Genomic DNA, 14693 nt, shown 5'->3' on the forward strand with positions numbered 1-14693 from the left:
GGTCTCAGTTGCCCCCGGCTACCCTGTCGGGGCCAGGGCGCCGGCCGCGCCGTCGTCCCCCTCGTCGTCCGGGCTCGACGTCTGCCAGAGCAGCCCGCCGACCAGATCGGCGATGCCGGTCAAGACCTCCGTAGGCACATGCTGATAGCGGGTGGCCATGCTCGCCTGAGACCAGCCCATCACGTCCATGACCGCGCGAGTCGGGACCTTCAGAACCAGAAGCATCGTCGCTGCGGTGTGCCGCGCGTCGTGCAGCCGCGCCGGGCGTACACCGGCCTCGGTGAGCAGGCCGCGCCGTTCCTCGTAGTCCGCCCGCGGGTCGATGGGCCGCCCGGTCGGCTGAGCGAAGATCCAGGCACCTTCGGTCCAGAGGTCCGCCGCGTCCGTCCGTTCCTGGTCCTGGGCGTATCTGTGCAGCTTGAGCCAGGCCCGCAACGGTGCCGGTAGTCCGATCGCGCGGCGGCCGGCTCGGGACTTGGTTTCGACAACGACCAGGYCGCCGCTGTGGCGGTCCGGGCAGTCGGCGCCGCGTTTGCCGCCGCACGGCTTCTTGCATCCGTGCCGCCAGGTCTGGCGCTGGATCGCGCGCCGGATCGTGAGGGTTCCCGCATCCAAATCGAGGTCACGCCACTGGAGGCCGAGCGCTTCCCCCTGGCGGATGCCCAGCGCGAGCGCCAGAGCGAACCGGACCCCGTTGCGCCGTCCGCCCGCGGCGGCAAGGATGCGCTTCGCCTCGTCGACCGTGAACGGCTCGATTTCCTCTTCGACCAGCCGCGGCGGCTTGGCGATGGTTGCAGGGTTCTTCACGATCCGCCCGCGCCGCTCGGCCTCGTTCAGGGCGGTGCGCAGGGTCCGGTGAATCTGGTGGACGGTCGCGGGCTTCAGGTTCTTCCGACTCGCTTTCACGTAGAACTTCTCGATGTGGTCGGCCTCCAGCCGGTCGATCCGGTGCGCGCCGAGCCCGGGAATCAGGTGGCGCCGGACCGCGGTCTGATAACCGGCGTACGTCTTTGGCCGGACACTCGGCGCGGCGATGTTCTCCAGCCAATGTGACAACCAGGCGTCAAGGGTCATCGCGCGACCCGGCTGCTTGGCCCGGCCGGCGTCGCGGTCCGCTTCGAGCTTGCGGACTTTGCGGATGACCTCCGCTTCGGTCTTCGCGCTGACGTGCCGGCGATCTGGGGTGCCGTCGTCGTGGGCGCCCATGGTGACGCGACCGTGCCAACGCCCGTCGTTCCCGTAGTAGATCGACGCTGCGCCGTTCGGCGCGCGAGTGCCGTCCTGTCGCTTCCGGGGCATCGGAGTTCCCTTCTCAGGCGGCGGTTGCGCCGGCCGGCGTCAGGCTGGCGGCGTAGGAGTCGAGGTCCGTCGTGCGGATGCGGCGTAGGCGTCCGATGCGGACGGAGCGCAGGGCGCCGGTGCGGATGAGGGCGAATGCCGTGGTGCGTCCGATGCCGAGTCGTTCCGCGGCTTCCTCGACGGTGAGCAGGACTTTCGGCGCGGGGGTCATGGCTGGGCTCCTCGTCGTCGCGGGGGTCATGCGGAGGCGGCGGGGCGGCGCGGGCCGCGGAGAGGCTCGGCGGGGGTGGCGTCCCATCCGTCCCAAGCCCGTCGGTGCTGGTCAGGGCGGGACGGCTGGGTGCGCTGGGACGGGTCGATCCGTCCCAAGGGGTGAATCCGTCCCAGCGCTGAGCTGGGCGGGGACGTTTGGGACGGGTCGCACGCCAGCTCTCGCGCGGCGGGCTCGGGTGGGCAGTAGCGGCGCCAGGCGTCGGCGAATTCGGCGCGGGTGTAGCCCTTGGATTGGGCGCCGTCCGGGAATCGGATGTTGGCGCTGTGAATGCCGTAGTCGCGCAGCATGACGGCCAGGCGGCGACCGGTGAGTCCGACGGGGCCGTGCTCGGACCAGGGCGCTTCGGGATCGGTGTTGAGTAGCTGCAACAGGTGCGCGGTGGGGATGGCGTCCTGGCCCGCGAACGCGGTCCGACAGTCGAGTAGCAGGCGGGTGCSCAGCGATGCGGTGTCGGCGTCGTCGGGGTTGGCGGTGAGGGCGACGACGGCGCCGCGGGCGAGGTCGGGCCACGCGCCGCCTGCGTGGTCGGCGACGGTGACGAGGGGTTCCCAGGTGTCGGCGGCGCGGTCCTCGACCGGCATGGCGGGCTCGGCCGCTTCGAGTGCGGGGAGGGCAGGGCGCAGCCAGGCGGCCAGGTCTTCGGCGACGGCGCGCAGCGTGGGCCGGTCGCGACGGTGGCGGTAGGGCGCGACGGTTTCGCCGGGAGCACGGCGGCGCATGTGAATGACGACGGCCCGGTCCTCGATCGTGTCGGGCATGGCGCCGATTCCGGCGAGCGCGGCCATGGCGAACGTCGGGCATCGTTCCAACTGGCGGTTGACGTGGTCCCAGCGGATGGCGGGCCGGTTGCGTTGGTGGCCGGCGTTGAGGAGTCCGCGTAGGTCTTCGTTGGCGTCGGCGGATTTCGTGGAGCCGAAGATGGTGTCGGCCTCGTCGACGAGCAATGTCGGCGGGTCGTCGTCAATGCTGCGGTAGATCGCCGCGGTGGAGGCATTTACGGTGATCAGCGGCCGGAAACAGGTTGCTTCGACGACGTCCAGCAGGCGAGATTTCCCGCAGCGCTTTTCCGGCGCACGGATGACGAAGCGGGGAGCGTGCGCCCATGCGGGCTGGGCGTGCGTGGCCGCGATCCACAGCACTACGGCGATGGCGGCTTCCTCGGACGGGAGGATGACGTAGCGGGCGAGCGCGGCGCGCAGGTCGTCCAAGACGGCCTTACCGGACGGGGCAGGGGGATCGGTCCGGGCAGTCATTGCGTTGCTCCTCGTCGCTTTTGGGGGTCATAGGCGAGACACTGAGAAGGCCGCAGAGCGCCGTTTTCAGGCGGGCTGGGGTGATGGGCTCGGGTGGCTAGGGTCATGCGGGAACCGTTCGGGGGCGTTTCGCTCCGGCGCGCAGTCCGGAAGCGATGGTGGTCAGGGCTTGGCGGTCGGAGAACGCGCCGGCCGCGATGTGTCCGGCTGCCCCCTGTTTCAGCTCTGCCGTGACGTCGTCGGCGGAAAGTGCGCCACCGGCGACCAGTTGCCCGAGCGCGACCRCGGCCCGAAAGAGTGCGTTGTTGCGGTCCCCGTCGACCGCGGCGGTGACGAAGCCGACTTGGCTGCGGAGGGCGGCGGCCAGGTAGGCGCCGCGCCGGTCGGCGGGCACTCGGGTGGCGCGGGCGGGTGCGGGCGGCGGGGTGCGTGGCCGGAGGGGCTGAAACAGCCAGGCGGGAAGTGGGGCCGGGGGAAGGTCGCGGGTGAGCGTGTACGGCCGTCCGGCAACGGCGGTGCCGGCGGCGACGACCTGGCCGCCCCACGCTCGGGTGTCGATCCAGGGGCCGAGGGTGCGGCCGGTGTTCGTCAGTCGGATGTCGGGCGGGGTGGTGTAGTAGAGGTGCCAGCCGCCGCGGCCGGTGCGGACGAGGTAGGTCGGGGGCACGGCCGCTCCGGCGCGTTCGGCGAGGATGCGCAGCACGTCCGTGCCGCACCGGGCGCCGGTGGTCGCCCATGGGTCGGCCGGTGGCCGGTCGCCTGGCTTCGGGGTGTCGAGGTCGACGACGACCAGACCCGATGGGCCGGTTGCGATCCCCACCCCGTGATCCGGATGGGCCGACCAGTGGGCCTCAACGGTGGCCAGGTCACGGGTGGCATGTGCTTCCCAGCCACGATGTTGGTCGGCGCAGACGCCTACGCGGGGGCAGTGGTCCGGGCCGTGCGCCAGGGGGCGTTTCTCGCCGGGGCGCAGTGGCAGGACGTACCAGCCGCGGAACGCGGCGTTCAGCGCCGCGGCCAGGTTGCCGGTGGCGACTTGCCGGCGGTGCGGGTGGAGCGGGGACACGGGGACTCCTCTCGCCGGGGCTCGGGGGCGATCCCCTGACCGCTGTGGACGGGCCAGGGGCGGGGCGATCAGCGGAGGCGGCGCAGGGCGTTGGCGAGCCGGCGGCCGGCGCGCAGGGTGAGGCCCGTGTAGTCGCAGTGCCGGCACGGCCGCGGGCGGCGCGTGACGCGGCCGGTCGTGCGGCCGGTGCCGTCGCAGTGCCGGCACGGCCGGAACGGTCGGACCCAGCACAGGAGTCCGTAACCAACAGTGACGACAAAGAGAGGAACGGTCAGGGGTCCGAGCAGGGGGAGGATGTGGGTCACGAGGGGCCTCCTGAGCGGGTTTTGGGCGCGCTCGACCACGGGCCGCTAGGCGCTAGCGCGCTGGCCGGGGGTTGTGAGGGGTGCTAGCGGGGGTGCTAGGTCTAGCGGGGGTGTCCGCTAGACCTAGCGGGCCGGATGAGCCGGCTACCCGTTCCGCTTCCGATCACGCTCGGTGATCGCGTTGAGGATGTCCGCGTGGATCACGCCACGGCGGTTGCCGCCCTTGCCGGTGGTCGGGTCGGTGCCCCAGATCTGCCCGACGCTGATCCGGTGTGGGGACAGCGCGGCGGTGAGCTGGGCCGGCTTCCACCCCGCGTAGGCGTCCGGCCGGTGCTCGACCAGGCGGGCACACAGGGTCTCGTTCCAGACCTTGTCCTCCCCGAGCGGCCAGACCGCGGCGACATCGGCCAGGACGTCGAGGACCTCGACGGCGCGGGCGCGCTCGGTGGGGGTGGGCAGGGTGCCAGCGCCGGTGCGCAGCTCGACCGCGCGGGCGACGACGCGGGCGACGGCGGGTCCGAAGACCTCGAAGGTCCGGCGGGCGCCCGCCTTGCCGAACCCGGCGAGGATGCCCCAGCCGGCTTCGGTGACCGGCTCGAACACGGTGGCCCGGTAGCCGTTCTTATAGGCCGACGTGCCCAGGATCATGTCGTTCGCGGTCTGGTCTGCGACCGACAGGCAGAACCGGCTGTTGACGTTGCGGGTGATCCCGGTGGGCAGGGAGTCCTTGTCCGGGATCTGCGTGCCCAGCAGGATCACCACGCCGAGCGCCCGACCGAGCTTGATCGCTCGTTCCAGCGTCTCGCCGGCGGTCTTGCCCCACCGGGACGTGAACAGCTCCTGTGCCTCGTCGATGAACACCACCAACGGGTGCAGACCCGAGCCCTTCAGCGACGCCAGCTTCGGCGTTACCTTGCCCTCCGGCGCCATGCCCCGGGCGCGGTAGTAGTCGATGCGCTCGGACCGGCGCTGGCACTCTGCGTAGACCCAATCGACCATGCCGGCGGCGCGCTCGATCGTGTCGTCATCGAACCCGTTGCCGTACTCCGCCAGCACCGGCTCAAGGTCAGCGAAGTCCCCAACGCCCTTGAGTTCGTAGCCACGGATCTCGACGCGCGGGTCGAGCGCCGCGGCCAGGACCAGCAGTCTCAACGCGAACGTCTTCCCACTGCCGGGCTGGCCGCCGAACAGCCAGTTGCGGAACATCAACGACACGCAGACCGTGGTCATCCGCGGCGTGGTCGCGAACGCGAACGGCTCGAACACGTCGACCTTGCCGGACCGGATCAGCGGCCAGGCGGGCTGGCGCATCTTCGACGCGGGCTCATGCCCCACCCACAGCGCCAACCGGCCCGTGTGACCGGCCGCGGGCTCGGGCCAGACCTGGTCTAGCGGCAGCCGAAGCCCTGACGCCAGACGACCGCGCCGGGCGACGACTTCGGCGGCCTCCACGCCGTAAGGCAGGTCGATGACGGCCAGGTGGCCGGGGCCGTCGCGGTGGATCTCCATCGGGAACGAGATGGCGCCGGGGTCCTTCGCGACCGCGCTGTTGATCCCGGCCAGGCCGATCGAGGTCAAGGAGCGGCGGACCAGTTCGGCGGTGAGCTTGCGGTACGCCGCGCCCTTACTGACGCGGTCGACGATCGGCCGGTCCGCCGGACGGCCGAACCGCGCCAGCCCAACCACGGTGGCCACGAAGACGGCCAGGCGGAGCAGGGACGGCCACGGGCCGAACCACAGCACCGCATACGCCACCAACACAAGCACCGCGCCGACGATCAGGATCGGCCACCGGGTGGTCGACTGACGCTGACGGGCACGGTCGAGCTGCAACCACCCGGGCGCATCGTTGCGCCGAGCCGCGTCCTGGCGCAGCGCCCAGTTCCCCTCCTCCGCGGTCGCCCAGCGCAGCAGCCGGCCGACCAACCGGAAGAACCCCACCGTCGCCCAGAACATGGCGAGCACGAGGTACTTCGGGGCGCGCAGCGCGTGGAACCCCGCGACGTAGCCGGCGTGCCGGCTCGTCTGGCGGGCGGCGGCGCGGATCGTGGCACGCGACCGCAGCCAGCCGGGCACCATCGGAGCGCGCACCGAACGCACCGCGCCGGCCGGTGCGTCGATCTCGTCCGGCGGGTCGACCGGCACGCCCAGTGCCACCGGCTCAATCGCGACCGACTCACGGTCGGTCTCGTCGTCCCCGTCGCCGGCCTCGTCGGGGGCCGAACGCTGGGCAGGGATCGGGCGACGGGCGCGGGCCGCGCCCAGGTCGACGACGTCCGCGCTCGACTCGGCGGTTTCGGTCGGGGGGACGTCGAGCGATTCGAGGTCAGGGGTCCACCCGTCAGGCTCGGGCGAAGCGCCCGGGTCGAACGGGTCCGATGTCGTCATGATGGGGACGTCCTTCCATCCGGAGGGGCAGGCCGGGGCGCGACGGGCAAGTCTTGGCGGGCTGTACCGCCGCGCCCCGGAACCAAAGGGGAGTGCAGGTCAGGCAGCCACCGGCGCAGCAGCATCAGCCGCAGCCGGCGGGACGGTCGGGGTACGCAAGAGGCCCTGYGCAGCCAGTAGCCGGCGAGCGCGGTCCGGACCGCACGAGAGCGCCGACACCATCCGACCGATGGGCACCGTCCCGTCCGCGTTCCGCGGAACGCCCGCCAGCGCGGCAATCAACTCGGCGTCGGTACGCCGCTTCGTCCCTGGCTTGGCCGTTCTACTGGTGGACAGCTGTCCACCTCGACCGGTACCCCTACCGGTACGGGCCACCGGTACCGCGCCAGTAACGGTCGGTAGCGACGCACGGCCACCCGATGCCGCCACGGCGGCCGGCACCGAACCATCCGCTGGAGTCCCAGCGGCGGGTTCGTTGGCTGCCGGGGCGTGGGGTCGGGTGGCCTTGGTGAACGCGACCAGCGCGAACGCGACCACCGGCCACACGGCCATGATCTGCACCCACGGACCAGGGTTGGCCGCCAGCCCGGTCGCGGCGGCCAGGTTCGCCGCGCCGGATATCCCGATGGCCGCGATCAGCGTCAGGACCGGCGGGAGCATCGTCCACCAGCGGCGACCGGTCGCCGGGACGTGGCGGGAACGGTGGCGGATCTCCAGGATGGACACGATCGCCATCAACTCGCCGGTCGAGGCGATCAGCCAGGCCGCCCAGTCCGGTTGGTGCGCCCAGTGCGCGACGTCATGCACGTGGGCGAACGCGACCGCGAACACTCCCGCGCCCAGCGCCACTGGCAGGCACGTGGACACCGCAGGCTCAAACCGGCCTGCCCACCGCCGCCGCGGCCCGCTCGTCGTAGTCATCGAAGTCCGCTCCCTTCAGGCCGAACGGCGACGGATCGACGGAGCAGGAGCCGGGCGGGTCGAGCCCGCGTCGGCGGCCTCGAACGCCGCGCCCACGGCGGACAGCCGGTGGCGGGCAACCGAGAGTCGACGGGCGGCCAGCCCGTCGGTGAGGTCGAGGGCGACCGCGGCTTCAGCATCGACAACGGCGATTTCGGCCGCGATCAACGGCCATTCCGCATCGATCGCGGCCAGATCGCGGTCGGTGGGCTCCCGGTCGAACGTGTCGGCCTGCTCCGCGTCGTCCGGGAACCGAGAACGGACGCCGGCACGCCTGTTGGCCATTCGACGCGGCCCAGCGCCGGGCCGAAGTCCGTCCGTCTGCTCGACAGACACGGACTCGATCACGGGGTCGACGGCCGTACCAGTCCGGTTGAGGGCATGCTTCATACCGGGTCTGACCTCCAAGCAGGTCGGATCAAGGACCCCGGCCGGTGGTGGAGTCACCGCGTCGGGGTCCGCTCGTTCCGGGGCGGTGGAGTCGCCCCAGAAACGGAGAAGGCGGCGCCGGTGGCGCCGCCAACCCGCACCTTTAGTATGGGTCGCACTGCAAGTGCTGTCTAGTACTTTCTGTGCGGGTCTTCTACGCGACTACCCCGCATCGGTCGGCCAAGCCACGTAGGTCCTGGTCAGAGCGCCATCCAGGGTCCTGGAGTAGGTCTCGGACCAGGACGCCGACTTTTGGGTGGTCTCGGATCTGCTCGGGCGCGATGCGCTCGGCCTCCAGAAGCGCGGCGATGGCGTCCCCGCGGTCGCGGCGCTGAGCGTGCGCGCGTGCCACGTCCACCAGGAAGCGCGAACGCCGCTCGGCCGACAGTTCGGCAGTGTCCACACGGCCAGCGCGGTCGAGCGCATCGCCAGCGTCACCCAGCTCCACGGCGACCGCGACCGCGTGCAGCGCGACGTTCGCCGGGCCGAACTCAAGATTGAAGTCGTTCCGACCCGCGCCAACGGCCTCGGCAAGTGTTTCAGCCTCCCCGATCGCCTGCCAGGCCGCGCGCCGGTCACCGGAGCGGGCAGAGATGATCGACTGAACCAGGCACAGCGCACCTAGCGCCGACTGCGCCTCGACCCCCAGCCCCGGCGGGCCGGAGCGCAGCGCGTCCGCGGCCACCGTCGCGGCATGCCGGGCCTGCTGGTAGCGGCCGGCACTAAGGAACGTGTGCGCGAGGCGGTGGTGGCCGGCGGCCACCAGCCCCAAGTTCCCGGCGCGCTCGGCCGCGAACAACGCACGATCCGCGGCAAGCCACGCGACTTCGATGTCACCGACCTTGACGAACAGTTCCGTGACGGCCTGGTAGACGCCGGCCAAGGCCCTAGCGACCGCCTGGCGCTGATCAGGCGCCGCAGAGCGAACCGCGGACTCCAGCTCACTGATCAGCGGCACGAGCGCCGGACCGGCGTCCGCGTAACGGGACGCATGAACCAGCKACCAGGCGTCATCTGCTCGGTCCTGGGCGTCCTGGGCAGAGGGGACCTCGGTGGCCGTCTCCGCGAACAGAAGCGGCAACGCTGGATGACCGGTGAGCGCAAGGCGAAGCGAGGTTCGCCACGACTCGGCGTCAGGCTCGATTGGCTGAGCCGGCGCGTCTGGCGCGAGATCCGGCACGGGAACGCCGAGCACATCGGCGACCTGAGCGAGCACCGACAGTCGGTCGACCTTGCGAGTGTTCCGCTCGACCTGCGAAACCCAGCTCTCCGATCGGCCGATCAGCCGACCCAGCTCGACTYGGGACAATCCGCGCCGTTTGCGGTAGAAAGCAACCCTTTCGCCGAGCGAAGGGAGAGGATCTGTCATGGCGCACCGGCCGGCGTGCCCTTGCCATCGGCAACAGTCACGAACTCAACCCGCGGCGGGCCGGAAAGGAACTCCCCACGTGCCGAGAGGAAGGCCCGAACGTGGTCCTGGCGCTCGTGCTCGTCGAACGCTGCTCGGTCCCGGTACACCTCGTAGAAAATCCGGGCGTCAGGATCGCCGTCCACGGTGTGCGTGAGGTACAGCAACGTTCCCGGCTCGGATGACACGATGAGCGGCAGCGTCCGAGCCACCAGCCCGTCGAACCCTTCCGCCGCACCGGGCCGCAGACTGAACCGGACCACCAAGCCGAACATAGATCCTCTTCCCTGTGGATGGACGTCCCGAGTCCAACGATCCTTTCACAGGTCGCATTCCCTCGACTATCCCGCACTTTTGGTACGGCCCGGCCACGCCGAGTTGGTAGATCAACGGGGCGCGACGGTGTCAGGGGGCGCGGGTGTGCCCCTCCGTCCGTTCCAGGTGTCTGGTACGAGAGCGGCGACCACCGCCGCGAGCACGTCTCGGTCCGACGCGACGTCGTCTGCCGGTCCGTAGGCAAGGATGATCGTGGTGTCGCCGAAGATGCCGACGAGCATCGCCCCCTCGGGAAGCGCGACGACCTGCGCGGCGAGTTCGGCGGCCGTGGATCCGGGAGCCACCGTGACGGTGGCAACCGGGCCGTGGGCGCTCACGCGGCCACCGCCGGCCGGACCCGACTCAGACCCGCGAGCAGTGCGGGGACCCGAAGCCGGTCGGTGATCTCCCAGACCACCCAGGACCGCGATGTCCCGTCCACGGTGACGATCACGGGATGCGGGACGATCACCACACCGGCGTCCCGCGCGCACGGAGGCCGCACCGCGCACGTGATCACGGCTCCCGGGCCGTCCCACAGTCCGCGCTCGTCGACGAGGAGTCGCGCGACTTCCAGCGCCAGCGCGCACCCGACGGGAGAGACCAACGTCGGGCAAACCGTCAATGCGCGCCCTTCGCCCCGGGCCGCCAGCGACCGCGCCACGCTGTCCGGCCAGAACCGCTTGGCTGCGACGAAGGTCGGCACCGGTGACGCGTCCACGAGCACTCCCGCGCGTGCGGGGAGCTGCTGCGGCTGCCAGTCCACCGGTACGGGTCCCAACCCGTTGCCGTCCAACTCGACTGTCACCACCTGTCCACCACMGCCTGTCTCCTCTTGACCCGATGCGTGGATCGCCACCGGGATCACCAATCGAGAGGCGTGTGCCGGACTCCCTGCGGAACCCTCATCCATCGAACGATCCCCTCCCATGTCATCCAGGGGTCCACGGCGGCCCGCCCGCGCCCACCTGCTCGGCGGGCCCTATCGCTCCGCAACCCACCGTCACGGTAGTACCGATCGCATATATTTGACTATCTAGTACTATTTGTGCGACTCCATTGTCCCGTCAGAGGAGTGGCCGCCGGCACGGCCGCGGGCGCGCCGGCTGCACCGACACCGCCAGGAGTGAGCCGCGCAGCCATATTCTCCAACGTGGGATTTGCTAGGTTGCAAGTATGAAAKACCCGAAACCCAGCGAAGCGCTTGTAAAGCAAGCAATCTTTGCACATCTACAGCCAGTCAACGTCAGGCATGTAGACCTTAATTCTGGCCAGGCAAAACACGACATTGAAATCGATGCTCACGATGGTCCATATGCGGCGGTGGAAGTCACAGAAGACCTCGACAACGCCTTTGCCCAATGGGCCAGTCAAAATACTCCCCGCGTTCCAGTAACGCAATGCCACCATGGTTGGCGAGTAGAAATGGATCATCCGCCAGAAAAGCCTAGAAAATGGGCGAAGAAAGAACTTGAACCCTTCCTTCTTGAGCTAGAGAAGAGGAACATCGCAAAGACGACTATCTACCCAAGCTCTCCAGTGTGGGTGAAGATTCCACCGTCGCTTCGCGATCTCGGATTCGTTTCCGCCCAGGTTACTCAAAACATTGTTCCAAGCGGAGAAGCTTTTCTTGAGTTTGGCTGGTGGTCCGAGTCGAAAGATCGGAACTACCCAAGCAAGTGGCTCGAAGATTTCGTCGCCTCCGCACGGTGTGCTGGGGAGCGGGCGAAGCTTGCGGCAAGCGGATTTTCGGAGCGTCATCTCGCAGTAGTAATCCCGTTCACTCCAGCGTCAGCGCGCGACACCTTTTGGGCGCTGATGGCAATAGGGATGGGAAGACGTGAGCCGCCCGCAACGATTCCGCGTTTGCCGTCGGAAGTCACGCACTGCTGGATTGTGTGCAACTATCCGGGCGTGGTGTCACTATACCTAAGCGCTAAAGACGGTTGGCAAGTTATTTCACCCCTGACTCCTACAATTGAGAGCTAGTCTGCCAGAGCTACATAGCGCAATCCATGGAGCGCCGGATCGGCGAGCTGGCTTCGAACAGCGCCCGAGTCTGCTGGCGGTTCTGAGGGACTATCGGGAGAAGCCGGTCTCAAGTCCTGGTCTCGTTCACAGTCGTTCAGCCCCGGTCACGACGGGCACGATCGGCGCCCTAGCCAGGGCGCCGAAACTCCTGGAACCTCCGTAGACAGACCACCGTGGCACTGAAAGCGGAAGGTCGGCGGTTCGACGCCGCCACCATATGCAGGCAAGACAGAGGCCACCGGCGACGCTGATCCCTCTGTGCCAGTCTTGGGTGAGACACCTGCTGAGTGCGGGTTGGCTACAGGGGGTGTGATCGGAGATCCTTGTGTTCGTGGAGTCAGAGTCGCAGGAGCGGCCGGGCGGGTCCTCGCCGTCGTCGGGGCGTGATCCGGCGCCGCGTCCGTCGCGGCGGGTGTTCAGTACGGCGTACAAGCTGCGGATCGTCGCCGAGTACGAGAACGCGCCGCATGGGGAGAAGGGTGCGATCCTGCGTCGGGAGGGATTGTTCTCTTCTCATATTGTGGAATGGACACGGGCTCGTGACGCGGGTGCTCTGGGAGGAACCCGTGCCGTGACGGATAATCCGGAGAAGAAGCCGGGGAGGTCGGCGGAGCAGGTCGAGTTGGAGAAGCTGCGTCGGGAGAACGAGCGGCTGAAAACGCGGCTCGCGACCACGGAGACGGCGCTCGATATCATGGGAAAAGCGCGCGTGCTCTTGGAACAGATCTCCGAGAGCACGGACACCGAGAAGCCGTAGACCAGGTTCTGGGCGGTGCTTTCGATGAGCTGCGTGCCGCGGGGGTGTCGGTGAAGCGGGCCTGCGCGTATACGGGCCGGTCGCGGGCGACGCATTACCGTCACACGGCGCCGGGTGGCCGTCGGCACGGGCCGTGGCTGGCGCGGCGGCCGCCGCCGGCGGCGTTGAGCGACGTCGAGCGCGCGCAGGTGCTGGCGCTGCTGGCCCAGGCCGACTACGCGGATCTGTCGATCCCGCAGGTCTGGGCCCGTGAGCTGGACGCGGGCCGGTACTGGTGCTCACTGTCGACGATGTACCGGATCGCCCGCACGGCCGGGCAGACCCGCGAGCGCCGCGCCCAGGCGACCCACCCGCCACGGGTCCGCCCGGAGCTGTGTGCGACCGGACCCGGCGAGATCTGGTCGTGGGACATCACCGCGTTGAAAGGACCCGTCAAAGGCGTCTGGTACAAGCTCTACGTCATCCTCGATATCTACTCCCGCTATGTGACTGGCTGGCTCGTCGCCGCCGCCGAGGACGCCGTCATCGCCAAGGACTTCCTCGCCGACGCCATCCACCGCAACGGCGCCGCACCGCGGGCGATCCACGCGGACCGCGGCGGGGCGATGGTCTCGAAACCCGTCTCCGAGCTCCTCGTCGACTTGGGCGTTGCCCGGTCGCATTCCCGACCCCGCACGTCGAATGACAACCCGTATTCCGAGGCGCAGTTCAAGACCCTCAAGTACAGCTACGACTTCCCGGACCGGTTCGGGTCACTGGCCGATGCCCGCGCTTTCTGTGAGGGGTTCTTCACCTCCTACAACCACGACCACCGTCATTCCGGGATCGGGTTCCACACCCCCGCCTCGGTCCACTTCGACACCGCCCACCAGGTCCAGGACCACCGCCAGGCCACCCTCGACCGCGCCCACGCGGCGCACCCCGAGCGGTTCGCCCGCCGGCCACGGCCGCCCCGGCTACCCGAGACCGTGTGGATCAACCAGCCAGTACCAAGCCAACCAACCGAAGATCAACTGTCTCATTTGACTTGACACCTACCGGATGGCCTCACTGGTCTCAGTTGCAGCGCCGGCAGGCTCGGGTGTCCTATCTCGTCTGCTCCTGCAAGCGACGGGCGAGCACTGTTGCGCACGGTAGCCGCCGGCTTGGCGTGGTGCCCCTGGACCGCGGGCCGCGCCGCGGCGTGGCGCTCCGCGATGGCCGATCTGTCACACCCAACAACTCGGCGGCGCCCTGACGGGGCCGTGCTCACCAGCGCGTCGTGAGGTATCGAGTCGCTGTCTTGCGTGGCATGTCCTACACTGCCGGCCAACCGGGGAGAGTGATGGCCGTGACGAACCATTCTTCGTCTCATGACGACGACACAGGGAACACCGAAACCCTGGACGCAATGATAGACAAATCTGCTCGCGAGTTTCATGGCTTATTCGAAGCTCTGTGCAATTTCATCGAGTTGGAGTACTCTACAGAAACACCGCTTCTTAAAATCGCCGGAAAATCGGTCTTTGATCGACAGACAAAAACGCTCGGCTCCTCTATCATTCTTGGCGAGAGTGGAAATGGCCAATTGGCGGCCTCCTTCATTCGTCAAATATACGAAGAAAAGGTGTGGCTGAAGTACCTGACGACCGTACCCGCAAACCTCGTGAACAAGCTGCTTAAATCCATGGCGCTTTATGATGCGATGCGCGGGCTCCGCGCTTTCGTGGAGTTCGCCGATCTTAAGGAGACCATCCGATTCGGATTTCCTCTTTCATTTTTGCTGCAAGGTGAGTCGTCACTAAAGGTCGCCAAGAAAGATCTCGGTGAACTAGCAAGAGAGCTAGGATGGCCCAAAGGAAATAAAGTGCTGCCATCTACCGACTGGATCGCTAAGGAAGTCGACGACTACAAAACTTACAGGTATCTCTTTAGCGCATCGAGTCGCGCGGTCCATTTCTCCGTCGGCGAGATATTCCGCAACTCCTGGTTTGACGATGACATACCCCTGCACCTAGGAGATATACGACGTACGCATCAGTATGTATTCGCACTAGACTGCCTCATCCGTATGATTATTGAGACATACGAAACCGCATACGCAATTTTTGAGCTACCACTATACAGTGCCGTGAGCGAAGAGTCCGTCATGGAGACTATAGGTCGATTCGGCAAAATCGGTAGAATTCCGATGGTTATTCCGGAAGAATTTAATCTGCGAGAGAATCA

Annotated in this window: 16 protein-coding genes; 4 read left to right on the forward strand and 12 right to left on the reverse strand. The window is 68.2% G+C overall.

What is annotated here, in order from left to right; translation table 11 throughout:
- Nucleotides 1-18 precede the first annotated feature (18 nt).
- The 12 genes from BL253_RS33285 to BL253_RS33340 form a co-directional block, all read right to left on the reverse strand.
- Nucleotides 19-1206, reverse strand: coding sequence for a tyrosine-type recombinase/integrase (locus BL253_RS33285; protein WP_241835364.1), 1188 nt, complete (start codon nt 1204-1206; stop codon nt 19-21).
- A gap of 106 nt (nt 1207-1312) precedes the next feature.
- On the reverse strand, nt 1313-1510 hold the full coding sequence (locus BL253_RS33290; RefSeq protein WP_076821477.1) for a helix-turn-helix domain-containing protein: 198 nt from the start codon (nt 1508-1510) through the stop codon (nt 1313-1315).
- Nucleotides 1511-1536: 26 nt separating this feature from the next.
- Nucleotides 1537-2826 (reverse strand): DUF3631 domain-containing protein, encoded by a 1290-nt coding sequence (locus BL253_RS33295; protein WP_198946502.1) that lies wholly within the window; start codon nt 2824-2826, stop codon nt 1537-1539.
- A 103-nt stretch (nt 2827-2929) separates the two neighbouring features.
- The gene (locus tag BL253_RS33300; RefSeq protein ID WP_081438945.1) at nt 2930-3892 is read right to left on the reverse strand and encodes a bifunctional DNA primase/polymerase; all 963 of its coding nucleotides are present in this window, start codon (nt 3890-3892) and stop codon (nt 2930-2932) included.
- Between the two features lie 68 nt (nt 3893-3960).
- Entirely contained in the window at nt 3961-4197 is a 237-nt protein-coding gene (locus BL253_RS33305; protein WP_076821479.1) for a hypothetical protein, read from the reverse strand.
- A 144-nt stretch (nt 4198-4341) separates the two neighbouring features.
- The gene (locus BL253_RS33310) at nt 4342-6585 is read right to left on the reverse strand and encodes an FtsK/SpoIIIE domain-containing protein (RefSeq protein ID WP_076821481.1); all 2244 of its coding nucleotides are present in this window, start codon (nt 6583-6585) and stop codon (nt 4342-4344) included.
- Nucleotides 6586-6684: 99 nt separating this feature from the next.
- Entirely contained in the window at nt 6685-7452 is a 768-nt protein-coding gene (locus tag BL253_RS33315; RefSeq protein ID WP_131831635.1) for a hypothetical protein, read from the reverse strand.
- A gap of 69 nt (nt 7453-7521) precedes the next feature.
- Nucleotides 7522-7830 carry a DUF6284 family protein gene (locus BL253_RS39815; RefSeq protein ID WP_131831636.1) on the reverse strand — a complete coding sequence of 103 codons (309 nt, stop codon included), beginning with the start codon at nt 7828-7830 and terminating at the stop codon, nt 7522-7524.
- 298 nt (nt 7831-8128) lie between these two features.
- Nucleotides 8129-9343, reverse strand: coding sequence for a helix-turn-helix domain-containing protein (locus tag BL253_RS33325; RefSeq protein WP_076821483.1), 1215 nt, complete (start codon nt 9341-9343; stop codon nt 8129-8131).
- The gene (locus tag BL253_RS33330; protein ID WP_076821485.1) at nt 9340-9657 is read right to left on the reverse strand and encodes a putative quinol monooxygenase; all 318 of its coding nucleotides are present in this window, start codon (nt 9655-9657) and stop codon (nt 9340-9342) included. The genes BL253_RS33325 and BL253_RS33330 overlap by 4 nt, the downstream gene beginning before the upstream one ends.
- A 111-nt stretch (nt 9658-9768) precedes the next feature.
- Nucleotides 9769-10035 carry a hypothetical protein gene (locus BL253_RS33335; protein WP_076821487.1) on the reverse strand — a complete coding sequence of 89 codons (267 nt, stop codon included), beginning with the start codon at nt 10033-10035 and terminating at the stop codon, nt 9769-9771.
- Nucleotides 10032-10505 (reverse strand): hypothetical protein, encoded by a 474-nt coding sequence (locus tag BL253_RS33340; RefSeq protein WP_131831637.1) that lies wholly within the window; start codon nt 10503-10505, stop codon nt 10032-10034. The genes BL253_RS33335 and BL253_RS33340 overlap by 4 nt, the downstream gene beginning before the upstream one ends.
- Before the next feature lie 368 nt (nt 10506-10873).
- Between BL253_RS33340 and BL253_RS41975 the strand changes: the two genes are divergently transcribed.
- The 4 genes from BL253_RS41975 to BL253_RS41985 form a co-directional block, all read left to right on the forward strand.
- On the forward strand, nt 10874-11686 hold the full coding sequence (locus BL253_RS41975; RefSeq protein WP_131831638.1) for a hypothetical protein: 813 nt from the start codon (nt 10874-10876) through the stop codon (nt 11684-11686).
- 367 nt (nt 11687-12053) lie between these two features.
- Nucleotides 12054-12485, forward strand: coding sequence for a transposase (locus tag BL253_RS41980; RefSeq protein WP_076821493.1), 432 nt, complete (start codon nt 12054-12056; stop codon nt 12483-12485).
- Nucleotides 12486-12649: 164 nt separating this feature from the next.
- Nucleotides 12650-13516: a DDE-type integrase/transposase/recombinase gene (locus BL253_RS33355; protein WP_241835365.1), complete on the forward strand. Its 867-nt coding sequence runs from the start codon at nt 12650-12652 to the stop codon at nt 13514-13516.
- Between the two features lie 293 nt (nt 13517-13809).
- The coding region (locus BL253_RS41985; RefSeq protein ID WP_131831639.1) for a DUF5677 domain-containing protein at nt 13810-14693 on the forward strand (884 nt) is incomplete at its 3' end.

The sequence above is a fragment of the Pseudofrankia asymbiotica genome (genome assembly GCF_001983105.1).
GTDB lineage: Bacteria > Actinomycetota > Actinomycetes > Frankiales > Frankiaceae > Pseudofrankia > Pseudofrankia asymbiotica.

What these genes read in the sequence shown, in the direction of transcription:
- BL253_RS39815 (WP_131831636.1), bottom strand. Translation starts at nt 7,830, where the DNA reads ATGGCCAACAGGCGTGCCGGCGTCCGTTCTCGGTTCCCGGACGACGCG.
- BL253_RS33330 (WP_076821485.1), bottom strand. Translation starts at nt 9,657, where the DNA reads ATGTTCGGCTTGGTGGTCCGGTTCAGTCTGCGGCCCGGTGCGGCGGAA.
- BL253_RS33310 (WP_076821481.1), bottom strand. Translation starts at nt 6,585, where the DNA reads ATGACGACATCGGACCCGTTCGACCCGGGCGCTTCGCCCGAGCCTGAC.
- BL253_RS33290 (WP_076821477.1), bottom strand. Translation starts at nt 1,510, where the DNA reads ATGACCCCCGCGCCGAAAGTCCTGCTCACCGTCGAGGAAGCCGCGGAA.